The sequence below is a fragment of the Paenarthrobacter sp. YIM B13468 genome (assembly GCF_042788025.1).
GTDB classification, from domain to species: domain Bacteria; phylum Actinomycetota; class Actinomycetes; order Actinomycetales; family Micrococcaceae; genus Arthrobacter; species Arthrobacter aromaticivorans.
Genome location: NZ_JBHZPI010000009.1, coordinates 160,157 through 183,042 on the forward strand (window position 1 = coordinate 160,157; position 22,886 = coordinate 183,042).

Consider the following 22,886-nt stretch of genomic DNA (forward strand, 5'->3'; position numbering starts at 1 on the left):
CCCTAAGGAGGGCCGTTGGGACTCTTGGAAACCATCAAGGATCCACAGGACCTGGCCAAACTATCCGGCCAAGAGCTGGAACAGCTGGCCGGCGAGATCAGGAACTTCCTGATTACCAACGTAGCCGCTACGGGTGGACACCTGGGTCCCAACCTCGGCGTCGTCGAGCTCACGCTTGCTGTGCATCGCATCTTCGAGTCTCCCCGGGACAGCATTGTCTTTGATACCGGGCACCAGTCCTATGTCCACAAGCTCCTCACGGGCAGGCAGGACTTCAGTACGCTCCGGCAGCAGGGTGGCCTCTCCGGTTACCCCGACCGCGCAGAATCCGAGCATGACATCGTCGAAAGCTCCCACGCTTCCTCGTCTTTGTCCTGGGCGGACGGCATTTCCCGCGCCCGGCAGCTGACCGGCGAAGGCGACCGGTTCGTCGTCGCGGTTGTAGGTGATGGTGCCCTCACTGGTGGCATGACCTGGGAAGCCATCAATAATATTGCCGCTGATAAGCGGCGCCGCGTGGTGATCGTGGTCAACGACAACGGCCGCTCCTATGCACCCACTGTGGGCGGTTTTGCCGACTACCTGGCATCGCTGCGCCCCACCATCGACACCTTGCGGACGACGCCGGCCTATGAGCGGATGCTTGACTGGTGGAAGAAGAAGCTCCAGAACGGTGGTCCCGTAGGTCAGTTCACCTACAAGAGCCTGCACGCCATGAAGAAGGGCATCAAGGACTGGTGGGCGCCCCAGGGAATGTTTGAAGATCTGGGCATGAAGTACATCGGTCCGGTGGACGGACACAACCTCCAGGCCATGGAACACGCCCTCACTACGGCCAAGGCCTACGGTGGCCCGGTGATCGTGCACGCGATGACCGAAAAAGGCCATGGATATGCTCCGGCCCTTGCCAACGAGGCAGATCAATTCCACGCCGTAGGAATCATCGATCCAGAGACGGGTGAGCCGACGGAAAGGCCGGGCGCCAGGTCCTGGACCTCGGTGTTCGCCGAGGAAATCGCCGACATCGCTGATGAGCGTCCTGAGATTGTCGGTATCACCGGGGCGATGCTGATACCTGTCGGTCTGCACAAGTTCGCGGAGCGCCATCTTGAACGCGTTATCGACGTCGGTATCGCCGAACAGCATGCACTCACGTCTGCTGCGGGGATGGCTTACGGTGGCCTGCACCCGGTGGTGGCGGTTTATGCAACCTTCCTGAACCGTGCCTTCGATCAGTTGCTGATGGATGTCGCACTCCACAAGGCAGGGGTCACGATTGTCCTGGACCGTGCAGGTGTTACAGGGCCGGACGGTCCCAGTCATCACGGGATGTGGGACATGGCGATGGTCCAGATTGTTCCCGGACTCCATTTGGCGGCCCCGCGCGACGCCACCCGGCTCCGGGAAGAACTGCGCGAGGCGGTCGCCATCAATGACGCCCCCACAGTGGTGCGGTTTTCCAAGGGCAGCGTTGGCTCTGAAGTGGAGGCCATTGAGCGGCTCCATGACGGCGTGGATATCCTGGCACGCCGTCCCGAGGGTTCCACCGAAAACGATGTCCTCATCATCAGCGTTGGCGCCATGTCCGAGCTCGCCCTGGATGTCTCCGGCCGTCTTGGCGCCCAGGGAATCAGCTCCACAGTGGTTGACCCCCGTTGGCTCCTGCCCGTCCGCAAATCGATCATCGCCCTTGCCGCCCGGCATCGCCTGGTCATCTGCATCGAAGACGGCGTCCGTGCAGGCGGCGTGGGTTCGCGCATCCGCCAGGAAATGCGCGCAGCCGGCGTTGACACGGCTTTGAACGAGGTTGGCTTGCCTGTTGAGTTCCTGGTGCACGGATCCAGGAGCCAGGTCCTGGAGCGCGTCGGACTGACGGCCCAGAAGATAGCCCACGACGTCGTAGCCCAGGTCCTGGGTACAAAGGTCCCCTTTGCACGGCCACTGCCAGGTCAGGAACACCCCACCACCGGCAGTCTGCCCAAGCTGTGAGCTCCGATCGCGAGCCGGGCTCACTGCAGCCCGGCGACCTCGTGGTGGCGAGAAACAGGAAGTGGAATGGCAAGGCACACTGGGTTGTGCCGGGCCGCTACCTGGGTGAGGACATCCACGGGTGGTGGATTTTCCAACGCGCGGGGGAGTTCTGTTCGCGTCCCGGTGCTGCCTTCTACACAGCCTCGGATGCGGTCCTGCTGGTACCGCGGACCGGCGAATTCGTAGCCACTTTCTATGACGACACGTATCCGGGTGACTTCCGGGTTTACGTAGACCTGGCAACCGGTCATGGATGGAACACCATCAAGCCGGGCGTTACCGAGTTCCACATGATTGATATGGACCTGGACGTCATCCGCTCCACCCTCCACGGTGTGTTCGTCGATGACGAGGATGAGTTTGAGGACCACAGGGTAGGCATGGGATATCCCGCAGAAACCGTGGAAACCATGCGTGCGGAGTGCGCAGCCCTTCGTGAAGCAGTGGACGCCATGAAGGCTCCATTCGACGTCGAGGGCACCAGCAACACCAGTGCAGAGTGGTTCAGGAAAGGACGGACATGAGCGGCATTATCCGGGCATACAAGCGCGACGATGAGGGAGTACTTCACTTCCGTGAAGCTTGGTACGACGAGGACGACCAGCAGTTCGTGATCAATCACGGTGTGGTGGGCCACCAAAGCAAGACGGATGAAACAGACGTCGACGACGACTCTTCCGTAGATGGTTTGATGACGGCTTTCGCTGCCCAGTGTGAGGAGGACGGATTCGCCGAGATCCCCGAGTCCGAGCAGTTTTGGGTGGTGGCACAGTTCGCTCTGAAGACCAAGGACGGCACCGAACGTGACCGTCACTTCGAGCGCAAGGCGAAGGCGGCGCTGACTGGTGAACTGGCTTGGCGAGGACTGGGAATCGTGGACCGCACCGAGATCGGAAATTCGCGACTGAATGTCTTTTGCCTTTGCCCGGATGTCAACAAGGCCGTCAATGCCATCAAGATCTGCGTTCGCAATGAGGACCTGGATTTCACCAAGCTCTCCATCGCAGCGGCTCCGCACAGCGACCCCACCGCATTCCGCCTGAAGCACTCGCCCAAGCAAGGTGTGGGCTTTACCCTCTAAGTAGGATCCAACGCACTCAGGAGGGATGTTCCATGTCGTCCAAGAGCAATTGGCCCGGGCATACGCCGCTACCCAAAGGCCTTGCGGCCCCGGCAAAACGGGCGCTTGCGCATGAGGGCATCGAAACCTTGGAACAGTTGGCCGAGTATGGCGAGCAGAAGGCCTCCAAGCTCCACGGCATGGGACCGGTAGCCATAGCCCAACTCGAGGAGGCAATGGAGGAATCCGGCATCACTTTCGGCTCGCTTTAACGTCGGCCATAGCCACTGGAAGAGCGTTATAGGCTGGGTTCCATGACTGAATATCGACGCCTTGGCCACTCCGGACTGACCGTATCAGCTGTAGGGCTTGGTTGTAACAACCTGGGACGCGCCAACACTCCCACCGAGTCGCAGCAAGGCACGGATGCCGTTGTTCATGCTGCGATCGACGCCGGCGTCACCTTCTTCGACGTCGCAGATGTCTACGGCCGGGAGCCTGGCCTCAGCGAGGCCATGCTTGGCAAAGCGCTGAAGGGACATCGCGACGACGTCGTCATCGGTACCAAGTTTGGCATGGATATGCACGGGGCCAATGGCAACGACCTTGGGGCGCGTGGTTCCCGGCGCTACATTCTTAAGGCAGTGGAAGCCTCCCTACGCAGGCTGGGCACAGACTGGATCGACCTCTACCAGTTCCACACCCCGGACCCACAGACGCCCATCGAGGAAACCCTTGCAGCGTTGGATGTCCTGGTCAGCAGCGGCAAGGTCCGCTACATCGGACACTCGAACTTCGCAGGGTGGCAGATCGCAGAGGCCGAGTACGTTGGGCGGCAGTCTGGAGGGGTTCGCTTCATTTCAACCCAGAACCACTACAACCTGCTGGACCGCCGCGCGGAGCTCGAGGTTCTTCCGGCGGCAGGCGCCTTCTCGCTTGGCGTGCTTCCTTACTTCCCCCTGGCCAACGGCTTGCTCACCGGCAAGTACTCCGCCGGTCATGCCCCCGAGGGCTCGCGCCTGAGCCACACACGGACCAATCTGGTGCATGATGCTGACTGGCAGCAGCTGGGCCGCTTTGGCCAGTTCGCCAAGGAACGGGGCATCACCGAACTCCAGCTGGCGTTCTCGTGGTTGGCAGCCCAACCCGGCGTCAGCAGTGTCATCGCTGGAGCGACGCGTCCGGAGCAGATTCGTGAGAACGCGGAAGCAGTGTGCTGGATCCCGAGCCAGGCGGAGCGCGAGGAACTGGACGAGATCTTCCCGCGTGCTCCCAAGGTGGCACTCTTCTAGACCGTAAAAGGCTCATAGAAGGGGAAGGGCAGTGGCGCGGGCTTTCGCTCCGGCCACTGCCCTTCTCTCTTGCCGCTTTAGGCTGGTGCGGAGGCGACGCCCGGTTCCAGGAATCGCTTCCCGTTGACGCGTTCAGAGGCGCCGACACGGTCCAGGTAGGGAGTGATGCCACCCAGGAACATGGGCCAGCCGGCGCCCAGAATGACGCAGAGGTCGATGTCCTCTGGCCCGGCAACCACATCTTCTTCAAGCATCAGTCCGATTTCTTCGGCCAGTGCATCCTGTGTTCGCCGCAGCACTTCCTCGCGTGTAGAGGGGTTGTTACCGAAGGACATGATGGCGAGGGTCTCAGCAGGGATGACGGGCTCTCCATCGGGCCCGGGGGCCCAGAGGGACGTGACGCCGTTGTCGATGAGCTTTTGCAGGTTCTGTGAAACGGGGAAACGGTCTCCGAAGGCATTATGGAGGGACTCCTGCACATGCTGTGCAACCGGTAGCCCCACCATGGCGCTCAAGGTGAAGGGAGTCATTGGCAGGCCCATGGGCCGCAAAGCGGTGTCTGCCACCTCTGCGGGGGTGCCTTCGTCGAAGGCGGCTATAACTTCGCCCATGAGGCGGAGCAGGATGCGGTTCACGACGAACGCCGGCGCGTCCTTTACGAGGACGGCGGTCTTCTTCAGGCCCTTGGCGAGTTCAAAAGCCGTAGCAAGTACGGCGTCGTCAGTCTTTGGCGCCCTGACAATTTCCAGGAGAGGCATGACGGCAACAGGGTTGAAGAAATGGAAGCCCACCAGCCGCTCCGGGTAGCGGAGGTCCTCGGCCATGGCGGTAACAGACAGCGAGGAAGTGTTGGTGGCGAGGATGCACTCGGGGGAGACGATCTCTTCCACTTCCGCGAAGACCTGCTTCTTGATGTTCAGTTCTTCAAACACGGCCTCGATGACGAAGTCGGCATCAGCGAAGACTTCCTTGGATACCGAACCGGTGACGAGCGCCTTGGTCCGGTTGGCGGCGTCGGGCTTGATTCGCTTCTTTGCCAGCAATTTGTCGACTTCTGCGTGGACGTACGCAACGCCCTTGTCCACTCGGGCCTGATCGATGTCTGTCATCACGACAGGCACCTTGAGTTGGCGGGCGAAAAGTAAGGCCAACTGGCTTGCCATGAGCCCCGCGCCTACCACACCCACCTTGGTGACAGGCCTGGCCAGCTTACGGTCCGGGGCGCCTGCTGGCCTCTTGGAGCGCTTCTGGACGAGGTCCAGGAAGGCATACACGGTGGAGCGGAACTCATCCGTCTGCATCAGGCCAGCAAGGGTTTCACATTCCAGTCCAGCCGACTCGCCCTGGCTCATGGTGCGGTTTGCTTCCATGATGTCCAGCACCTTGGCAGGCGCAGGCGAGGCATTGGAGGTCTTCGCCTCCACAAAGGCCCGCCCTGCGGAGACCGCTGCAGCCCAGCGGCGGGCGACGTCCTCGTCCGAGGGGTCGACGGCGTTCTTCCGCGCTGGTGTTTCTTCGCCGGCAATGACACGGGCAGCCCAAGCCAGGGACTGCTCCACGAAGTCTGCCGGCTCGAAGATGGCATCGGCAATACCGAGCTCAAATGCCTGTGGGCCGGTCAGTGTGCGGTTGTTGCTGAGCGGGTTCTCGATCATTACCTTGACGGCGTTTTCGGGTCCGATCAGGCGGGGAAGAATGTAAACGCCGCCCCAGCCCGGAACAAGGCCAATGAATGCCTCAGGCAGTGCGAGGGCGCCTGCGCCGGTGGAGACGGTCCGGTAGGTGGACTGCAGGGCGATCTCCAGGCCGCCGCCAAGGGCAAGGCCGTTGATGAAGGCGAAGCTGGGCACCCCGAGGTTGGCCAGGGTGGAGTAGACCGAGTGTCCGAGCTGGGCCATCCACAGGCCGTGATCCCGGTCTTTGAGGGTCTTCACGGCAGACAGGTCTGCGCCAGCGACTAGGAAGTATGGTTTGCCGGTCACGCCCACTCCGACTATTTCGCCCTTGGCGGCGCGCTCCCTGAGCCCTTCGAGGACTTCGCCCAGTTCCACCAGCGTGTTTGGACCCAGGGTGGTGGGTTTGGAGTGGTCCAGTCCGTTGTCCAGGGTGATTAACGCAAAGGTGCCTGCACCGCCTGGAAGCTGGATGTCCTGAACGTAGGAATGCGTCACGATCTCGTCAGGAAAGAGGGAGGCGAGCTTCTGGAATTCTGTGGCGCTCATGCGGCGGCTCCTTCTGAGGTTGTCTGGCCTGAAGCCTGGACGGATGATTCGAAGTCAGCGTGGTTCGGGTTCTCCCAGATCACTGTGGCACCCATCCCCAGGCCGATGCACATGGTGGTAATCCCATAACGGACAGAGGGGTCTTCCTGGAACTGCCGGGCCAGTTGGTTCATCAGCCGAACGCCTGAGGAAGCGAGCGGATGTCCGACGGCGATCGCCCCGCCGTAGCGGTTTACCCGGGGGTCGTCATCAGCGATGCCGAAGTGGTCAAGGAAGCTCAAGACCTGCACGGCGAAGGCCTCGTTAATCTCGAATAGTCCGATGTCTTCGATGGTGAGGCCCGCGTTCTTAAGGGCCTTTTCCGTGGCTGGCACGGGGCCGATTCCCATGACTTCAGGTTCCACTCCCGCGAAGGCATAGGAAACCAAGCGCATCTTGACCGGCAGGCCCAATTCCGCAGCGGCTTCTGCCGAAGCGAGTACCGCAGCCGTCGCGCCGTCGTTCAAGCCTGCTGCGTTGCCCGCCGTAACCCGCCCATGGGCCCGGAATGGCGTTCGCAGTTCGGCGAGATCCTCTACGGTGGTTCCTGGGCGGGGCGGCTCATCCTGGGTGTGAAGTGTCCAACCCTGCCCTGGCTTCATGGTGGCGACTGGGACAAGGTCTTCCTGGATCTGCTGGCGGGAATATGCTTTGGCCAGTTTCGCCTGGGACGCGGCCGCGTATGCGTCTGTTCGGTCTTTGGTGATGTCAGGGAAGCGGTCGTGCAAATTCTCGGCCGTGTTGCCCATGTTCAGTGCTGCTGGATCCACGAGCCGCTCGGACATGAACCGCGGATTGGGATCAGCACCTGAGCCCATGGGGTGGTTGCCCATGTGCTCCACACCGCCGGCAATGACGACGTCGTACGCGCCGAAGCCGATGCCGCTCGCCGTCGTGGTCACTGCTGTCATGGCTCCGGCGCACATGCGGTCGATTGCGAAGCCAGGCACCGTGCGGGGCAGGCCTGCCAGGAGGGCCGCCGTCCTGCCAATGGTGAGGCCTTGATCGCCCGTCTGGGTGGTCGCGGCGATGGCTACCTCGTCAATGCGGTCAGCAGGCAACGACGGATTGCGGCGCATCAGTTCCCGGATGCATTTCACGACAAGGTCATCAGCGCGCGTACCCGCATAAATGCCTTTCTCGCCGGCTTTACCGAAGGGTGTCCGCACACCATCCACGAACACGACGTCGCGGACGCTCCTCTGAGCATTGCGTGATGGACTCATGTGTTAACTCCTCGTTGAGACATGGTGCCGGATTCCGTAGGGAGGAACTCCGTTTGGCATTGATGTCAATGTTACTCGTGAGTAACTTAGCTTGCAAGGTACTGAGGATCCAGTGCGCGATGAATGCCAGGCGTGTCCCGGGACGCAGAAGGCCCGCCGCGTCGAACCGTAGTTCGCGTGACGGGCCTGTGAGCGGGGTAGTGATTCAGTCAGAATCCTTGGATTGCTGCGTTTCCCTCGGCTTGGACTCCTTGCCGGGCAATGGCTTGGGGTTCAGGCATGCCTCAGTCAGGATGGGTGCGGCGAAGGAGATTTGCCATTCCCGCGCGCCCAGGGAGCGTAGCTCATCGGCCACCGATTCCAGGGAGACGTCCGACGGCGGCCGCCACGCCACGCGCCGGAGGTAGTCCGGGGTGAGCAGGTTCTCGATAGGAAGCTTGAGTTCGTCAGCCTTTGCTTGGAGCGCAGGGCGGGCTGTGGCAAGACGTGCTGCAGCTGCCGGATCCCTGTCCGCCCATACGCGCGGCGGGGGTGGGGCATTGGTGGCCAAGTGCAGTGGAGGCAAGTCCGTGAGCGTGCGGGCTGTCGTTATGCAGCGCAGCCATCTCGGGGCTTCGCGCTGGGCTGACCTGCCGTGGAAGCCTTTGGTAGCCAGAAGCTGGGGAACGGTGGTGGGAAGCGCCTTGGCTGCCGCGACGAGTGCGGAATCCGGGATGAGCCGCCCGGGAGCGACATCACGCTTGCGGGCAAGCTGATCACGCTCCTGCCACAGTTCCCGAACGGCGGCCAGCTGGCGGCGGTCACGGATCTGGTGCAGCCCGGATGTCTTCCGCCATGGATCCACGCGGGGCGGTGCGATACCAGCAGCAAGGATCCCTGCGAATTCCTGCTCGGCGAATTCGAGCTTGCCGTCGGCCTCCAGAAGTTCGATAAGTTCCTCGCGCAGTTCAGCCAGGACTTCGACATCGAGGGCGGCGTAGCGCAGCCAGGGTTCCGGCAACGGCCGGGTGGACCAGTCTGCCGCGGAATGTTCTTTGGCGAGACCGAATCCAAGGAGTTGTTCGATGACGGCAGCGAGCCCTACGCGGGGAAGTCCGGCGAGACGGGCCGCGAGTTCGGTATCGAAGAGTTTGTCCGGCCACATGCCCAGCTCCGAAAGGCACGGAAGGTCCTGGGTGGCTGCGTGCAGGATCCATTCGGCGCCCCGCAGAGCGTCATTGACGATGTCCAGGTTGTCAAAGGGCTCGGGGTCGATCAACCAGGTGCCTGCGCCTTCGCGCCGAATTTGTACCAGGAATGCGCGTTGGCCGTAGCGGAATCCGGAAGCGCGTTCAGCATCGACGCCGGCGGGACCGGTTCCGGCCGCAATAGCTGCGGCACATCGCTCCAGGCCTGCCAAGGTATCGATGACCAGTGGCACGCCTTCGCGCGGGGTATCGAGATCGATGACTTCAGGGATGTGGCTGTCGAAGCCTTCAACTTTGATGTGGGTCGTGGGATCAGCAACCGGATCGCCGGCTGTGGTTTTATCCAGGTTTTCAGGGGTCATGGTGGCTTAAGCTTACCGAGTCCTGCTGCTGCAGGCCCTTGCGGACGAATTCAGGGCATTCAATTGAGCCTCCTGTTGGGTAGTCCAGTGACCCCAGGCGGAAGGGGCGGCAGTCCGGCGAACGTACAAACCATGTCAGACCAGGCCTCCAGATGCGCTTGGACATTGGCCGTGGCAGGGGTCCAAGAGGCGCGCAATTCGATATCTATCGTGTCGGGGCGATCGGACAGGGTACCGAAGCTCTCCGAGAGAATCCTCGTTGCGGTCCCTCCGGCAGCCCGGTACTGGGCAGCATGGTTTTCGAGGGCTTCCACCAGCCAGGTCCAGGCCACGGAACCCAGCATGGTGTCGTTTCCCATTTCGGCATCCATCTGGGCGCGGATGTAGGTGACAATCCTGAATTCGCCTTCCCAAACGGCTGATCCATCGGGATCGTACAGCAGGATGAAACGGCCCGTGGCCAGTTCCTCATCCTCTTCATCCGGAGGGCCGGCGTTCTGCTTTTCGGCGAAGGCTTTGGCTGCAGGGCCATGGACCGGTACTTGCCGGGTGGCTGCCGTGGGGCTGAAGACTTCCGCTCCAAGGGCTACCGCATATGGTGCGAGACGGGCGGGCGCGGGGATTTCGTCCAACCGCAATTCGCTGCGGCATTGTGCTTTTCGTAGCGTTCCCAAGGCGAAAAGAAATTCCGAGGGAACCTGGGCGAGGGCGTTCACCATCGCAGATTATGCGTCCGGGGCGGCGAATCCCTGTAGGCTCGCCGCCCCGGACAATTCCTTGTTCACTTGTTAGCTGGCCGCCAAATCGCTGGCCATCTCCCGCTTAATGGCGGCGACGAAGGCATCAATATCTTCCTCCGTGGTATCGAAGGAACACATCCACCTGACTTCACCTCGGGCAGCGTCCCAATCGTAAAAGGCGAAGGATGAGCGCAGGCGGTCGGCGACTCCGGCCGGCAGAATCGCAAAGACGCCGTTCGACTGCGTGGCCTGGGTGGGCTCCACGCCGTCGATACCCTCGATGGCCGAGCGCAGGCGTGCTGCCATCGCGTTGGCGTGGGCAGCTGACCGCAGCCACAGGCCGTCCTCAAGCAGGGCTATGAACTGCGCAGAGATGAAGCGCATCTTCGAGGCCAGCTGCATGTTCATTTTCCGAAGGAACTTCAGGCCGTCGGCGGCTTCGGGGTTGAGGGCAACCACGACTTCACCAAAAAGCAGTCCGTTCTTGGTACCGCCGAACGACAGGACGTCCACACCGGCGTCGCGCGTAAACGTACGTAGGGGGACTCCAAGGTGAGCTGCGGCGTTTGCCAGCCGTGCTCCGTCCATGTGCAACTTCATGCCCTTGGCATGGGCGTGATCGGCGATGGCGCGCACTTCTTCGGGTGTGTAGCACGTGCCCAACTCTGTGGTCTGGGTGATGGAGACAACCAGGGGCTGGGCGCGGTGCTCATCTCCCCAGCCCCAGGCTTCGCGGTCGATCAATGCGGGCGTGAGCTTTCCGTCTTCCGTGGGTACCTGCAGGAGCTTGATACCGCCAACCCGCTCGGGCGCCCCGTTCTCGTCCATATTGATGTGCGCCGTGGAAGCGCAAATGACGGCACCCCAGCGGGGGAGGAGCGATTGCAGGGCCAGGACGTTGGCGCCTGTGCCATTGAAGACCGGGAAGGTTTCGATGCCGCTGCCGAACTGCTGTTCCAGGACCTCCTGGAGCCGGGCGGTGTAGACGTCCTCGCCGTAGGAGACCTGGTGGCCTCCGTTGGCGGTAGCCAGAGCAGACAGGACCTCGGGGTGGACTCCGGAATAATTGTCCGACGCAAAGCCTCGAACCGAGGGGTCGTGGAGTTGGCCGTGGCCGTTTGTGGCGGTGGCGCTATGGAGCGCCTCTGTTGTGCTCGTCACTGGTTCATTCACGCTTTCAAGTCTATTTGGCCAACAGGATGCGCTGGCCGTTGAGGGTGGCCGCCGGTTCGTTAAAGAGTTCGACCACGGCAGCGGCCAGTTCTTCGACGTCCGTGTAGCCGGGGAACCGCCGCTCCGGGTGCTCGCGCCGCATGGCGGCATCGACGAGGGACTTGACCACGAAAATCGCGGCGGCGCTGTGTTGGGGTGCCGGGGCTTGCTTGTTTCCTGACTGGTCTTGCCGGAAACCGTCGGCTACCGCGAGGGTCCAGGCCTCCGCGGCGGCCTTGGCAGCTGCGTAACTGGCTGTGGCGGCGGTGGGTGCGGACGCGACAGTGGATGAAACCATGGCAAAGCGGCCGCGGGGTGATTCTTCCAACTGGCGATAGAAAACGCGCGAGACGTTGCGCAGGGTGGTAATCGCGCCCTCTTGAAGGGACTCCCAGTCGTCGTCGGACTGGTCCTCGATGCCGGTCGCGCTGCGCCAGCCGCCCACAAGATGGATGACGCCGTCTACCCGGTCGACGCCGAGTTGACGAATCGTCTGTGCAAGTTCGCCGACGGCGTCAAGGCTTGCGAGGTCGCAAACCAGCGGAGTCACCCCATCTCCGGCCTCCAAGGCTGCGGTCTTGATGCGGACGTCGTCCGAACCGATAGTGAAAACCCTGTGACCGGCGGCCGCCAAAGCGCGCGCCGCGGCGACGCCGGACGCGCTGCTGCCGCCGGTCACGAGGACTGTCAGTGGGCTCATCAGGCCGCCGTCGCGCCAGTGATGCCGGTGGTGGATTCGATGATAGGTCGCATTTTCTTCTCCAATGCTTCGTAGAACATGGACAGCGGGAACTCATCGTCCAGGACTTGATCGGTAAGGCCGCGGGGAGCACCGTTCAAAGGCAGGGCTTCAGGGCCCTTGGCCCAGATCGACGCCGGGTGTGGAGTTACTGTACCGGAAATGAGTTCATAGGCCGCAAGCCAGTGGGCGGCCTTCGGGCGATCGATGGAACGCCAGTACAGCTCCTCGATCCTGGCACCAAGTTCCACAACTACCTCTGCTGCTTCATCCCAGTCGATGCTGAGCTTGCTGTCCGTCCAGTGCAGCACGTGGTGTTGGTGCATCCACGCGAACAGGAGCTGACCACCAAGGCCGTCGTAATTACGGACCCGGCTGCCTGTGATGGCGAACCGGAAGATCCGGTCAAAGATCACAGCGTACTGCACGAGCTTGGCGTGCTTGCGGGCATCAGGATCGGCGTTCTCGTCCTTTTCGATGCGTACGGACTCGCGGAAGGCCGTCAGGTCGCATCGGAGCTCTTCCAAAGAGTAGAGGAAGAACGGCATGCGCTGCTTGATCATGAACGGATCAAAGGGAAGATCGCCGCGCATGTGCGTGCGGTCGTGGATCAAGTCCCACATGACGAAGGTGCGCTGGGTGAGTTCCTGGTCTTCAAGGAGCTCCGCGGCGTCCGCAGGGAGTTCAAGTGACGTGGTGGCAGCCGCAGCCTTGAGTACGCGGCGGAAGCGGGCCGCTTCGCGGTCTGCAAAGATGGCGCCCCACGTGAACGTCGGCGTCTCGCGGACAGCCACTGTTTCCGGGAAGAGGACTGCCGAATTGGTGTCGTAGCCCGGTGTGAAATCCACAAAACGGATCGGAACGAACAACTTGTTGGAGTACTCGCCAGCTTCCAGTCCACCAATGAACTCCGGCCAAATGACCTCGATCAAGACAGCTTCGACCAGCCGGTTGGTGCTGCCGTTCTGGGTGTACATCGGGAAGACCACCAGATGCTGGAGTCCATCCACCCGCTGCTTCTGGGGCTGGAAGGCTTGGAGGGAGTCAAGGAAGTCCGGAACTCCAAAGCCTCCCTGGACCCAGCGGCTGAAGTCTTCCACCAACAGTTCAAGGTACCGGGCGTCATGCGCGAAGTGCGGGGCCAGCGCGTTAATGGCATCCGAAATCGTTGCCACCAGTTGGGCAGCTTCATGGTGGGCAGCCGGATCCGTAATGGAGCCGTCCTGCTCCTGGTATGCCTGGAGTGCGGTGGCGGCGGCCTTGAGCGCAGTCCATTCCGCGTTGTCGGCAGTGACACGCGGGAGGGCGGCGGTGGCGGTGATGGTCATTGATGCTCGTCCTTTCAGAAGTCGTTCTTGCTTCTGATGTGAGCGTAGCAACCGAAAAGTTTAGCTAATCCAAAAAAGGGTTGAGCGTAAGAAACTCTGGTGCAAAGGGTTGTTTCAAAGCGTCCGAGATGTAGCAATGCGCTTTCCGGGACGGGCCCCGCATGTGGGCCCGCCCGGAAGCTGCCTACTTCCTTTCGGATTCAGCGGGCTCCTTGGACTCAACCGGCTCTTTCGACTCCACAAGCCGCAGCGAAATCGAGTTAATGCAGAACCGCTGGTCCGTGGGAGTGCCGTAGCCCTCGCCTTCAAACACGTGACCCAAATGCGAGTCGCAGTTCGCGCACCGGACTTCCACACGGTCCATCCCCATCGTGCGGTCATGCAGGTAACGCACCGTGCCCTCGGCTAACGGCGCCCAGAAGGACGGCCAACCACAATGGGAATCGAACTTTTCGTGGCTGGTGAACAACTGGCTGCCACAAGCGCGGCACTGATAAACGCCTTCGGTATGCGTGTCCCAGTACTCGCCGGTGTAAGGCCGCTCAGTACCGGCCTGACGCAGCACGCGGTACTCATCCGGAGTCAGCTCTTCACGCCACTGGGCATCGGACTTCTCCAAGGGCACGCCGGTGGTCTTGCTGGTGTTCTCAGGAGTGTTCATGTCTTATGCAACGCTCACGAGTCGCCGATAAATCCCGAACCCGCATACAAGTGAAGAACGGGAAGGCCCAACTGGTCCTGCGCCTTATTGGCCCAATCCGTGTGGAACGTATCCGCGATTGCGTGCGGACGTGTTACCACCACAGCTTGCGCGGCATCCAAGGCCCGGACCTTCGCTACCAAGCCGGCCACGGCACCGCCGTCGACAATCTCCCCCGTGACACCGCCGCCCAAACCTTCCAGCGCAGCCAACGACGTTGCCAAGGTTTCCGACGCCTCCGCCCTCTCAGCATCCGGGTTGGGGGACTGGCCACCAAGTTCCCGGAACGCTTTGGCAATATCGAGCATGGAAAGGTTCTCCAGGAAATCAACCAGGAGATGTCGCTCGGTATTGGCCGGGACCAGGACAACCAAGGGTGCGTCGCCGCCGTCGACCAATTTGGCGATGTTGACGCGGTCGTCGGGACCAAGGGGCTCTTCTGTCAGGATGACGATGGGATCGCTCATGGCTACAGCGTAGTCCCGCCGAACGAGACGACGCAGATTTTCGGCACTCAATTCCTGCCAGAGCATTCCCGGCAACCAATCCGCCGCGCGCCCCCCACCTGCATGGACGACGGCCAGGGAACGGCGACAATGGAGCCATGGCATTGAATACCCGGTCAGCGAGCGAGGCTGCAGAGAAGAAAATGTCCGTGCGAACCAAATGGGCCATCGCCGGAATCCTCACCGGAGGGACACTCGCAGGACTCGTCGGTGCCGGATCTTCCGCGCTCGCAGTGTATTTTGCCCGCCGCGTCATTACGCCCGCTGCCCGTCATGAGGACCAGGAGGTTCTCGCCGTCATCCGCAGCGACAAGGGACTGCAGGTCATCCTTGCGGCCACCCCTGACACCACCATCGACGGCGTGTTCAGTCTCTTCTTCGAGGGCGGAAAAGGCCATGCCAGGATTGGCAGGATCGTCTCCTACTCGCCAGCTGAACAAACGGTGCTGCGCGAGGTAGAAGAGGTTTACAGTGGCAACCTCGCTGAAGCCCGCCGGGGATGGTGGAGCGGCGCAACGTACCCGGATCCCGCGGCCATCGGCCTGGCCGCCGAGGACGTGGAGATTGACCTCGACGTCGGGAAGGCGCCGGCATGGCTGGTCCGGGCGGATGCAGCTGCCCACGCACCCATCTGGGCGATCATGGTGCACGGCCGGGGTGCCACCAGGCTTGAATGCCTCAGGGCTGTCCGGACCGCGCGGGAGTTGGGACTGGACAGCCTGCTGATTTCGTACCGGAATGACGGGCTTGCGCCATCGGCACTTGATGGGCGGTACGGCCTGGGCTCCACGGAGTGGCGGGACGTGGAAGCCGCTATCGAATATGCGATGGCTCATGGCGCCCGGGAAGTGGTCCTGTTCGGCTGGTCCATGGGTGGAGCGATTAGCCTCCAAACAGCCGATTTATCCAAGTACAGGCATCTGATCCGTGCTTTGGTGCTGGACGCGCCAGTGATCAACTGGGTCAACGTGATGGCCCACCATGCAGAGATGAACAGGATCCCCTACAACGTAGGCCGATACGGACAGCTGATGCTCGGACATCCGCTGGGCCGCAGGCTCACCGGACTTTCCGCTCCCGTGGATTTCAAAGCGATGGACTGGGAAGCACGAGCCGTTGAGTTACGAACCCCAACCCTGCTGATCCACAGTGTCGACGACGACTACGTCCCCTTTGAACCTTCCGCCAGCCTTGCAGAGAAGAACCCGGAAATGGTGACGTTCGAACCGTTCCACGGAGCGCGGCACACGAAGGAGTGGAACGTTGACCCGGAGAAATGGGAACGGCTGGTTCGCTCGTGGCTGCAGCGCCAGTTGGCTCCCCGGAACAACCCTGGGCAGTCAGAGGGTGTGTAACGGGCAGGCCGGGTGAGCTTACCCGGGGCGACGTTAGCCCTTGGCGCCGATGGGCGCCGTCACCGCCTTGGTCAGCCGGATCAGGTCCCCCGGGGCAATTTCGATGTCGAGGCCGCGTCGCCCACCGGAAACCAGGATGGTGTCAAAGGACAATGCGGACTCGTCCAGGACGGTAGGGGAGGGCTGGCGCTGGCCCAAGGGGGAGATTCCGCCCAAGACGTAGCCGGTACGACGCTCTGCCGCCTTGGGGTCGGCCATGGCTGCCTTCTTCGAACCCAGGGCTGCCGCCACTGACTTGAGGTCCAGGTTTCCTGAAACGGGGACGATGCCCACGGCGAGTTTGCCTTCGACTTCCACCATCAATGTCTTGAAAACCCGTTTGGGATCGATGCCCAGGACTTCGGCAGCTTCCAACCCATAGCTGGCGGCCGAGGGATCATGGGAATACGGGTGCAGCACGAAGGAAACGCCGGCCGCAGCTAGTGCTGCAGTGGCCGGCGTTCCCTGTGATGCCATCTTCTTGGCCATGTGCCAGGACGCCTCTCAGCTTTGCGTTACAGAAAGTCCGCTTTGCTTACAGAAGCTGCTTAGTGTTCCAAGCGGCTTGCGGCTGCAACTTTCCGCTTGATACGGCCCAGCATGGCGGTCATCCCGCGCATACGCAGGGGAGTGATGGCCCTGGTCAATCCCAGCAACTCCGGCATGTCATCCGGAACGTCCAGGATTTCCTGGGCCGTCAACCCATCGAGTCCTTCGTGCAGCACCCCGGCGAATCCACGCGTAGTGGGAGCCTCGGGCGGAGCCTTGAAAAACAACCGGTAGGCGCGGGGGCCTTCGGCATTGTCCTTGTTTTTCTCGGATTCGATCGTGAGGAACAAAGGTGACTGGCACTCCACAACCTGCTCCAGCAGCTCCGGGTGGTCCTTGAGGCGCTCCGGAAGTTCCGGCAACCCACGGGAGAACTCGAGCAGCAGTTGCAGGCGGTCAGGCTCCGTCAGTGCCTGGAAGTCATCGACGATTTCCGCCAGTGCGGCGGGCAAGGTGTTGGTACTCATCACTTCCAGCTTACGCACAACGGCGCTGATTGCATTGCTAGTTACGGACCAAGGCTGCCGGCACGGAACCGCGCTCGGCGCCCTTGACGATGGGTACGCGGACCGCGTTGCCCCACTCGGTCCAGGAACCGTCGTAGTTGCGAACGGTTTCAAAGCCCAGCAGGTACTTCAGCGCGAACCAGGTGTGGCTGGACCGCTCGCCAATGCGGCAGTACGCCACGACGTCGTCGCCGGCCGTCAAACCGGCTTCGCCCAGGTAGAGGGCTTCCAGTTCCTCACGGGAACGGTACGTGCCGTCCTCGGCGGCAGCACGGGCCCACGGAATCGAAGCAGCCGTAGGGATGTGGCCGCCACGCAGTGCGCCTTCTTCCGGGTATGCGGGCATGTGGGTGCGCTGGCCCGTGTACTCCTCGGGGGAGCGGACGTCGATCAGCGGGTTGCCCAGGTGAGCCAGGACGTCCTCTTTGAAGGCCCGGATGGGAGCGTCTTTGCGCTCTACTTCGGGGTAGGTGCCCGGGGCAGGCTCCGATACGTCCGTGGTCAATTCGCGGCCTTCAGCGATCCACTTGTCGCGGCCACCGTCCAGCAGGCGCACATCTTCGTGTCCGAACAGCGTGAAGACCCAGAGGGCGTAGGCGGCCCACCAGTTGGATTTGTCGCCGTAGATCACCACGGTGGTGTCACGGGAGATGCCCTTGGATGCTGCCAAAGCAGCGAATGCGGCGCCGTCCACGTAGTCGCGGGTCACTTCATCGTTCAGGTCCGTGTGCCAGTCGATCTTTACGGCACCGGGAATGTGGCCGGTTTCGTACAGCAGGACGTCCTCATCGGACTCCACAACCACCAGCTTGCCATCGGCGATGGCGCCATCGGCAAGTGCTTCGGCAAGCCACTGCGTGGACACGAGTCGTTCAGGGTTCGCGTAGGACGCGAACTTTTCGTTTTGTTCAACGGGGTAGGACATGGTGATGGCCTTTCACTGACAACGGGCGGAGCCAGGCCCTGGAAGCTGCATCAGTTGCCGGCCCGGCGTGCTCCAACACTAACCACGGGCCGCGCGGAATGCTTCCCCGCTGGTCACATGGTGAAACATGGCATTGGTCACGTCACCGTTTTCGGGACGCCCGATGCCGGTATTCTTGCTGGGGACCCAAATACTGAAGAACGGACCACCGTGGTACAGATCGAACAACTGGCTGCCCGCACACCGGCAGTCTCCGTGGAGGAACTCCTCAAGGGTTTCTACCCGTCTCCGCGATTTGGAGAGGTATCGTTCGACAGCTACCGCCCGGACCCCGCCCAGCCCAGCCAAGCCAATGCGGTCAAGCTGCTGTCGGCATTCGCTGACGGTGTTGGGGCCGATGACGGCGGTGGCCTCTTCAAGAAGTTGTTCGCCAAGAAGGCCCCCGCCACCCGTGCCGGCATTTACCTCGACGGTGGCTTCGGCGTCGGCAAGACCCACCTTTTGGCCTCCCTTTGGCACCGGTCTCCGGGTCCCAAGGCCTTCGGTACGTTCGTTGAATACACCAACCTCGTAGGCGCGCTCTCGTTCCGGAAGACCGTCGAAGCCCTCAGCAACTACAAGCTTGTCTGCATTGACGAATTCGAACTCGATGATCCCGGCGACACTGTGCTGATGTCCCGCCTGATGCGCGAACTGGCCGACGCCGGCGTAAAGCTGGCGGCTACCTCCAACACACTGCCGGGTTCCTTGGGCGAAGGCCGCTTCGCAGCCGTGGACTTCCAACGTGAAATCCAGGTCCTTGCCGACCAGTTCGACGTCGTCAGGATCGACGGCGAAGACTTCCGCCACCGTGGCCTGCCCGCAGCTCCGTCACCTTTGAAGACTGAAGAGCTCAAGCACCGCATGCACGCCGAGTTTGACGGACAAACAGTTGCCGTGGATGATTTCCGCACTCTTGTGCACCACCTCGCTGGCGTCCATCCCAGCCGCTACCGGCAGCTGATCTCCGGCGTCGAGGCCGTGGTGTGGCGCGACGTCGAGACCATTACCGAGCAGGCAGTGGCGCTCCGCTTCGTTGTCCTCGCCGACCGTCTCTATGACAAAGATGTGCCGATTCTTGCCAGCGGCGTCCCCTTCGACAAACTCTTCACCGAAGAAATGATGACCGGCGGGTACATGAAGAAGTACTTCCGTGCCGTGTCCAGGCTCACGGCTCTTGCCCGAGAGGGACAGAACCACGAACCTGCCTGATTCGGTTCCGGCTTTACTTGTGTGAAGGCGTCAGCGGTTCCCGGTCTTTCAGCAACCAGCGGACCAGGATGCCTCCCGCCAACGCCCAGAATGCCGCACCCACTCCTGCGAAGCTGATCCCTGAGGCGGCAAGCAGGAAAGTGATGCACGCGGGTACGCGTTCTTCGGCAACTGCCAATGCGGACGAGATGGCTGAGGCCAGCGTGCCGAGCAATGCCAGGCCTGCGACCGCTTCAAGCAAGCCGGCGGGTGCGGCAGCCACCACTGTGACAAGGGCTGCGGAGAACGCTGCCAGCATCAGGTAGGCCACACCAGCCACGAATGCCGCGATCCAGCGCCTGCCGTGGTCTTTCCCTGCTTCCTCTCCGGCCGCCAACGCTGCACTCAAAGCAGCAAGGTTAATGGCGTGGCCTCCGAACGGAGCGCCCGCGATGGTTCCGGCTCCAGTGACCACCATCGATGGCCGCCAGGGCGTTGTGAAGCCAAAGGATTTAAGCACGGCGACGCCGGGAATGTTCTGCGATGCCATCGTGACAATGAACAGGGGCAGGGCAAGCCCCACCGCTGCCTCCACAGTGAATGCTGGAGTAGTCCATTCGAGCCGCGGCAAGAGGGCATCCCCGGGAATCTGAACTCCGTTCGCCACGATGTGGATGCCGATGACGGCGAGGGCCACCACCAGTGAGGCCGGGACCGCCCAGCGCGCCGCGAACTTCATCATCACCAACCAGCAAATGGCCACCGGGCCAACCAGCAAGGGCACTTCTCCCAGGGATTTAAAAGGTGCCAGGCACAGGGGGAGGAGCACGCCCGCGAGCATCGCCTGCGCAAGCGGTGTGGGTATCTTCGTCATCAGCCGGCCAAGGCTGGGCAGTAACCCCGTCAGGACGATCAGCACCCCGACGACGACGAACGCACCCACCGCTGCCGGCCAGCCGCCGTCGACCATTCCTGCCGAGGCGAGGAGCGCCGCCCCCGGGGTGGACCACGCCAGGGTTACTGGAATTTTGGATCTCCACGCCAGCCATAAGATGCCCAGTCCGAACGTCAGTGTAAGGGCCAGGAGGCCGCTGGAGGCCTGCGCTTGGTTGGCTCCCACAGCCCGCAGTCCAGCAAGGACCACAGCGAAGGAGGACGTGAAACCGACGAGGGCGGTGACGATGCCAGCGGTGATGGGCGGCCCTAACGTGTCCTGGCGGGAGGGGCGCTGGACTGTGGAAGAGGCTGATGGCATAAGGACCAAAATACCGGACGGAAACCCGGTTACCGATTAAACGCCAAGGGCACCGGTGGCGCCTCTCGGCGGGACCGGTGCCCCCTTGACGTATCTGGTACGGCGGGCTCAGGCAGCTACAGCTGCTTAGGCTCATCCGCGACGGGAGCCTGTGCGGCGTCGCCGTCTGTTGTAGCCACGAAGTCGGAAGCGGCATTCTGAACCGCGTCAACCTGACTTGCGAACTTGCCGCCTGTCTTCTGGTCGACGAAGTCTCCGGCCTTTTCGATGCCATTCTGAATGGCTTCTTCGTTGCCCTGAATGAGACCCTGAGCCTTACCCTTCAGGTCGTCAATTAAACCCACGGGCACCTCCCTTCCTTCGCGGAGCCAGTTCGCTCCTCCGCGTCCGACCCTAACACTGGATTCAGGGTGTGCCAAGGATTCCAGGCGCGCTACGCCAAGGGCTTACTGAGCTCAAGGTGGCGTGGGCTGTCCGGATTCATGAGTGAGTGCTTACGGCCGTAGGAGAAGTAGATGATCAAGCCAACAATGAGCCAGACGGCAAAACGTAGCCAGGTTTCCCAATGCAGCTGGGACATCAGGAACGCGGAGGCCAGCACGCCGAAGGCGGGAACTACCGGCATCAACGGCAAACGGAATGTGCGGGGAGCGTCGGGCTTCTTGTAGCGGAAGACGATGACGGAAATGCAGACCACAACGAATGCTGCCAGGATGCCGATGTTGGTGAGGTCTGCAACTTCCTTGATCGGGAAAACGCCGGCCAGGAACGCTGAGGCGATGCCCGCGATCCAGGTGACCCGCTGGGGTGTGCCGTGACGGTCGGTACGGGCGAACCATCCCGGCAGCAGGCCGTCGCGGCTCATGGAGAACCAAACGCGGGTAACGCCCAGAAGGAAGGTCAGCATCACGGTCAGGATGGACAGGACAGCGAAAACCGAAATGATGGTGGCGATGATAGGCAGACCAACCCCCGTGAAGGCCGATGCGAAGCCAGCCTTGGGATCGATGTCCTTGTAGTTCTGCATGCCGGTGAGGACGAGCGTAGCTGCCACGTAGAGCAGCATGGCGATGATCAGGGACAGGACGATCGCCTTGGGCATGTGTTTCTTGCCGTCCTTGGCTTCTTCCGCGGCTGTACTCATGGCGTCGTAACCAAAGACAGCGAAGAATACCGTGGCTGCACCGGCAAAGACCGGGCCGAAACCACTGGGCATGAACGGATTGAAGTTCTCAGTGTTGATGTAGAAAATGCCCAACCCGATGATGAAGAGGATCAACACCACCTTGATGGCAACAGCCACCAATTCGAAGCGGCCGAAAGCCTTGGTTCCCCTGCTGAGGATCCAGGTCACCAGGAGGCAAACCAGGATCGCCGGAAGGTTGATAATGCCGCCCTTGCCTTCATCCACTGTGGACGTCATCCAGGTGGGCATGTGGATCCCGATGCCGGACAAGAAGGCATCGAAGTAGCCGGAGATGCCGATTGCCACCACGGCGACAATGGCGATGTATTCAAGCAGGAGATCCCAGCCAATGAACCAGCCAATGATCTCGCCCAAAGCTACATAACCATAGGTGTAGGCCGAACCTGCCCGGGGGATCATGCCGGCAAATTCCGCATAGGACAGGGCGGCGGCGCCGGAAGCGAGCCCGGCAATAAGGAACGATACGAGCACTGCGGGGCCCACGCCCGGATTGTTTGCGTCGCCGTGGGCTACCAGGCCGGCCAGCGAGAAAATGCCGACGCCGATAATGCCGCCGACGCCGATGGCGGTCAGTTGCCAGAGGCCAAGACTCTTGAAGAGTCCACTGTGCTTGCTTTCTTCCTCGATGTCGTCGATGGGCTTGCGCCTCATGACGGATTGGGAAGCCGTCTGTTGATTCATGGGGTACTCCTGCCAGTTGGCGTGGAACGGTGATGAGCTCGCATTACATTGTGCGAGACGAATCACATTAGATAAAGCGACTTTTTCTTAGGTGTATCAGTTACTTCAAATGATGAATGGCATTTGGCTCCGCGTGGGCATAAAAAAAGCAGCTCCGAGGAGCTGCCTTTTTCGTTGGAGCGGACGACGAGATTCGAACTCGCGACATCCACCTTGGCAAGGTGGTGCTCTACCAGCTGAGCTACGTCCGCACATGTTGTCTGCCAAGCAAATGCCTGGCCGTCAACAACAAACAAGTTGCCTTGTTCTGGTGGGCGATACTGGGATCGAACCAGTGACCTCTTCCGTGTCAGGGAAGCGCGCTACCGCTGCGCCAATCGCCCGTTTCCGGGTCCTTATGAAAGGAGAGCGGACGACGAGATTCGAACTCGCGACATCCACCTTGGCAAGGTGGTGCTCTACCAGCTGAGCTACGTCCGCACATGTTGTCTGCCC

The 22,886-nt window shown here is 61.7% G+C and carries 22 protein-coding genes and 3 tRNA genes; 7 read left to right on the plus strand and 18 right to left on the minus strand.

Annotation, left to right across the window (positions count from 1 at the left end; all coding sequences use genetic code 11):
• Positions 1 to 15: 15 nt before the first annotated feature.
• From dxs to ACFX4T_RS10915, 5 genes are read left to right on the plus strand one after another with little or no spacing between them, the layout of a single operon-like run.
• Positions 16 to 1,989, plus strand: coding sequence for a 1-deoxy-D-xylulose-5-phosphate synthase (gene dxs, locus ACFX4T_RS10895; protein WP_377651809.1), 1,974 nt, complete (start codon positions 16 to 18; stop codon positions 1,987 to 1,989).
• A complete protein-coding gene (locus ACFX4T_RS10900) occupies positions 1,986 to 2,555 on the plus strand; it encodes a DUF402 domain-containing protein (RefSeq protein WP_223948661.1) in 570 nt (189 codons plus the stop codon). The genes dxs and ACFX4T_RS10900 overlap by 4 nt, the downstream gene beginning before the upstream one ends.
• Positions 2,552 to 3,112: a hypothetical protein gene (locus tag ACFX4T_RS10905; protein ID WP_216923106.1), complete on the plus strand. Its 561-nt coding sequence runs from the start codon at positions 2,552 to 2,554 to the stop codon at positions 3,110 to 3,112. Before ACFX4T_RS10900 ends, ACFX4T_RS10905 begins: the two co-directional genes overlap by 4 nt.
• A gap of 32 nt (positions 3,113 to 3,144) precedes the next feature.
• Positions 3,145 to 3,363, plus strand: coding sequence for a hypothetical protein (locus ACFX4T_RS10910; RefSeq protein WP_223948663.1), 219 nt, complete (start codon positions 3,145 to 3,147; stop codon positions 3,361 to 3,363).
• Between the two features lie 42 nt (positions 3,364 to 3,405).
• Positions 3,406 to 4,383: an aldo/keto reductase gene (locus tag ACFX4T_RS10915; RefSeq protein WP_223948664.1), complete on the plus strand. Its 978-nt coding sequence runs from the start codon at positions 3,406 to 3,408 to the stop codon at positions 4,381 to 4,383.
• Between the two features lie 77 nt (positions 4,384 to 4,460).
• Here the strand turns inward: ACFX4T_RS10915 and ACFX4T_RS10920 are convergent, their stop codons facing one another.
• The 9 genes from ACFX4T_RS10920 to ACFX4T_RS10960 form a co-directional block, all read right to left on the minus strand.
• A complete protein-coding gene (locus tag ACFX4T_RS10920; RefSeq protein ID WP_377651812.1) occupies positions 4,461 to 6,605 on the minus strand; it encodes a 3-hydroxyacyl-CoA dehydrogenase NAD-binding domain-containing protein in 2,145 nt (714 codons plus the stop codon).
• Positions 6,602 to 7,870 (minus strand): thiolase family protein, encoded by a 1,269-nt coding sequence (locus ACFX4T_RS10925; RefSeq protein WP_377651814.1) that lies wholly within the window; start codon positions 7,868 to 7,870, stop codon positions 6,602 to 6,604. The genes ACFX4T_RS10920 and ACFX4T_RS10925 overlap by 4 nt, the downstream gene beginning before the upstream one ends.
• A gap of 205 nt (positions 7,871 to 8,075) precedes the next feature.
• On the minus strand, positions 8,076 to 9,419 hold the full coding sequence (locus tag ACFX4T_RS10930) for an HRDC domain-containing protein (RefSeq protein ID WP_377651816.1): 1,344 nt from the start codon (positions 9,417 to 9,419) through the stop codon (positions 8,076 to 8,078).
• Positions 9,420 to 9,478: 59 nt separating this feature from the next.
• A complete protein-coding gene (locus ACFX4T_RS10935; RefSeq protein ID WP_216923118.1) occupies positions 9,479 to 10,138 on the minus strand; it encodes a DUF3000 domain-containing protein in 660 nt (219 codons plus the stop codon).
• A 69-nt stretch (positions 10,139 to 10,207) separates the two neighbouring features.
• Positions 10,208 to 11,320: a low specificity L-threonine aldolase gene (locus ACFX4T_RS10940; protein ID WP_216923800.1), complete on the minus strand. Its 1,113-nt coding sequence runs from the start codon at positions 11,318 to 11,320 to the stop codon at positions 10,208 to 10,210.
• Positions 11,321 to 11,342: 22 nt separating this feature from the next.
• Positions 11,343 to 12,071, minus strand: coding sequence for an SDR family NAD(P)-dependent oxidoreductase (locus ACFX4T_RS10945; protein ID WP_377651817.1), 729 nt, complete (start codon positions 12,069 to 12,071; stop codon positions 11,343 to 11,345).
• Positions 12,071 to 13,438 carry a DUF6421 family protein gene (locus ACFX4T_RS10950; protein WP_377651819.1) on the minus strand — a complete coding sequence of 456 codons (1,368 nt, stop codon included), beginning with the start codon at positions 13,436 to 13,438 and terminating at the stop codon, positions 12,071 to 12,073. The genes ACFX4T_RS10945 and ACFX4T_RS10950 overlap by 1 nt, the downstream gene beginning before the upstream one ends.
• 184 nt (positions 13,439 to 13,622) lie before the next feature.
• Positions 13,623 to 14,099, minus strand: coding sequence for a peptide-methionine (R)-S-oxide reductase MsrB (gene msrB, locus ACFX4T_RS10955; protein WP_216923123.1), 477 nt, complete (start codon positions 14,097 to 14,099; stop codon positions 13,623 to 13,625).
• Positions 14,100 to 14,113: 14 nt separating this feature from the next.
• Positions 14,114 to 14,605, minus strand: coding sequence for a hypothetical protein (locus tag ACFX4T_RS10960; RefSeq protein ID WP_216923124.1), 492 nt, complete (start codon positions 14,603 to 14,605; stop codon positions 14,114 to 14,116).
• 137 nt (positions 14,606 to 14,742) lie between these two features.
• On the opposite strand from ACFX4T_RS10960, the gene ACFX4T_RS10965 reads away from it, so the two are divergent.
• The gene (locus tag ACFX4T_RS10965) at positions 14,743 to 15,999 is read left to right on the plus strand and encodes an alpha/beta hydrolase family protein (protein WP_377651820.1); all 1,257 of its coding nucleotides are present in this window, start codon (positions 14,743 to 14,745) and stop codon (positions 15,997 to 15,999) included.
• 33 nt (positions 16,000 to 16,032) lie between these two features.
• Here ACFX4T_RS10965 and ybaK read toward each other — a convergent pair whose 3' ends face one another.
• From ybaK to ACFX4T_RS10980, 3 genes are read right to left on the minus strand one after another with little or no spacing between them, the layout of a single operon-like run.
• Positions 16,033 to 16,527 (minus strand): Cys-tRNA(Pro) deacylase, encoded by a 495-nt coding sequence (gene ybaK / locus ACFX4T_RS10970; RefSeq protein WP_377651821.1) that lies wholly within the window; start codon positions 16,525 to 16,527, stop codon positions 16,033 to 16,035.
• A 59-nt stretch (positions 16,528 to 16,586) separates the two neighbouring features.
• Entirely contained in the window at positions 16,587 to 17,054 is a 468-nt protein-coding gene (locus tag ACFX4T_RS10975; RefSeq protein WP_216923126.1) for a SufE family protein, read from the minus strand.
• Positions 17,055 to 17,091: 37 nt separating this feature from the next.
• On the minus strand, positions 17,092 to 18,018 hold the full coding sequence (locus tag ACFX4T_RS10980; RefSeq protein ID WP_377651823.1) for a sulfurtransferase: 927 nt from the start codon (positions 18,016 to 18,018) through the stop codon (positions 17,092 to 17,094).
• A 210-nt stretch (positions 18,019 to 18,228) separates the two neighbouring features.
• On the opposite strand from ACFX4T_RS10980, the gene zapE reads away from it, so the two are divergent.
• Positions 18,229 to 19,269, plus strand: a complete 1,041-nt coding sequence (gene zapE, locus ACFX4T_RS10985) for a cell division protein ZapE (RefSeq protein WP_216923802.1) — start codon at positions 18,229 to 18,231, stop codon at positions 19,267 to 19,269.
• A gap of 13 nt (positions 19,270 to 19,282) precedes the next feature.
• Here the strand turns inward: zapE and ACFX4T_RS10990 are convergent, their stop codons facing one another.
• The 6 genes from ACFX4T_RS10990 to ACFX4T_RS11015 form a co-directional block, all read right to left on the minus strand.
• Entirely contained in the window at positions 19,283 to 20,503 is a 1,221-nt protein-coding gene (locus ACFX4T_RS10990; RefSeq protein WP_377651825.1) for a benzoate/H(+) symporter BenE family transporter, read from the minus strand.
• Positions 20,504 to 20,619: 116 nt separating this feature from the next.
• Positions 20,620 to 20,853, minus strand: coding sequence for an antitoxin (locus tag ACFX4T_RS10995; RefSeq protein WP_216923131.1), 234 nt, complete (start codon positions 20,851 to 20,853; stop codon positions 20,620 to 20,622).
• Positions 20,854 to 20,936: 83 nt separating this feature from the next.
• Positions 20,937 to 22,391: an amino acid permease gene (locus tag ACFX4T_RS11000; protein WP_377651826.1), complete on the minus strand. Its 1,455-nt coding sequence runs from the start codon at positions 22,389 to 22,391 to the stop codon at positions 20,937 to 20,939.
• A gap of 175 nt (positions 22,392 to 22,566) precedes the next feature.
• A tRNA-Gly gene (locus ACFX4T_RS11005) sits at positions 22,567 to 22,642 on the minus strand.
• A gap of 57 nt (positions 22,643 to 22,699) precedes the next feature.
• Positions 22,700 to 22,774, minus strand: a tRNA-Val gene (locus ACFX4T_RS11010).
• 24 nt (positions 22,775 to 22,798) lie between these two features.
• Positions 22,799 to 22,871 (minus strand) — tRNA-Gly (locus tag ACFX4T_RS11015).
• Positions 22,872 to 22,886 lie beyond the last annotated feature (15 nt).

What these genes read in the sequence shown, in the direction of transcription:
- ACFX4T_RS11000 (WP_377651826.1), bottom strand. Translation starts at nt 22,391, where the DNA reads ATGAATCAACAGACGGCTTCCCAATCCGTCATGAGGCGCAAGCCCATC.
- ACFX4T_RS10935 (WP_216923118.1), bottom strand. Translation starts at nt 10,138, where the DNA reads ATGGTGAACGCCCTCGCCCAGGTTCCCTCGGAATTTCTTTTCGCCTTG.
- ACFX4T_RS10945 (WP_377651817.1), bottom strand. Translation starts at nt 12,071, where the DNA reads ATGAGCCCACTGACAGTCCTCGTGACCGGCGGCAGCAGCGCGTCCGGC.
- ACFX4T_RS10905 (WP_216923106.1), top strand. Translation starts at nt 2,552, where the DNA reads ATGAGCGGCATTATCCGGGCATACAAGCGCGACGATGAGGGAGTACTT.
- ACFX4T_RS10915 (WP_223948664.1), top strand. Translation starts at nt 3,406, where the DNA reads ATGACTGAATATCGACGCCTTGGCCACTCCGGACTGACCGTATCAGCT.
- ACFX4T_RS10910 (WP_223948663.1), top strand. Translation starts at nt 3,145, where the DNA reads ATGTCGTCCAAGAGCAATTGGCCCGGGCATACGCCGCTACCCAAAGGC.
- msrB (WP_216923123.1), bottom strand. Translation starts at nt 14,099, where the DNA reads ATGAACACTCCTGAGAACACCAGCAAGACCACCGGCGTGCCCTTGGAG.
- ACFX4T_RS10980 (WP_377651823.1), bottom strand. Translation starts at nt 18,018, where the DNA reads ATGTCCTACCCCGTTGAACAAAACGAAAAGTTCGCGTCCTACGCGAAC.
- ACFX4T_RS10960 (WP_216923124.1), bottom strand. Translation starts at nt 14,605, where the DNA reads ATGAGCGATCCCATCGTCATCCTGACAGAAGAGCCCCTTGGTCCCGAC.
- ACFX4T_RS10930 (WP_377651816.1), bottom strand. Translation starts at nt 9,419, where the DNA reads ATGACCCCTGAAAACCTGGATAAAACCACAGCCGGCGATCCGGTTGCT.
- ACFX4T_RS10925 (WP_377651814.1), bottom strand. Translation starts at nt 7,870, where the DNA reads ATGAGTCCATCACGCAATGCTCAGAGGAGCGTCCGCGACGTCGTGTTC.
- ACFX4T_RS10920 (WP_377651812.1), bottom strand. Translation starts at nt 6,605, where the DNA reads ATGAGCGCCACAGAATTCCAGAAGCTCGCCTCCCTCTTTCCTGACGAG.
- ybaK (WP_377651821.1), bottom strand. Translation starts at nt 16,527, where the DNA reads ATGGCCAAGAAGATGGCATCACAGGGAACGCCGGCCACTGCAGCACTA.
- ACFX4T_RS10990 (WP_377651825.1), bottom strand. Translation starts at nt 20,503, where the DNA reads ATGCCATCAGCCTCTTCCACAGTCCAGCGCCCCTCCCGCCAGGACACG.
- ACFX4T_RS10965 (WP_377651820.1), top strand. Translation starts at nt 14,743, where the DNA reads ATGGCATTGAATACCCGGTCAGCGAGCGAGGCTGCAGAGAAGAAAATG.
- ACFX4T_RS10975 (WP_216923126.1), bottom strand. Translation starts at nt 17,054, where the DNA reads ATGAGTACCAACACCTTGCCCGCCGCACTGGCGGAAATCGTCGATGAC.
- ACFX4T_RS10950 (WP_377651819.1), bottom strand. Translation starts at nt 13,438, where the DNA reads ATGACCATCACCGCCACCGCCGCCCTCCCGCGTGTCACTGCCGACAAC.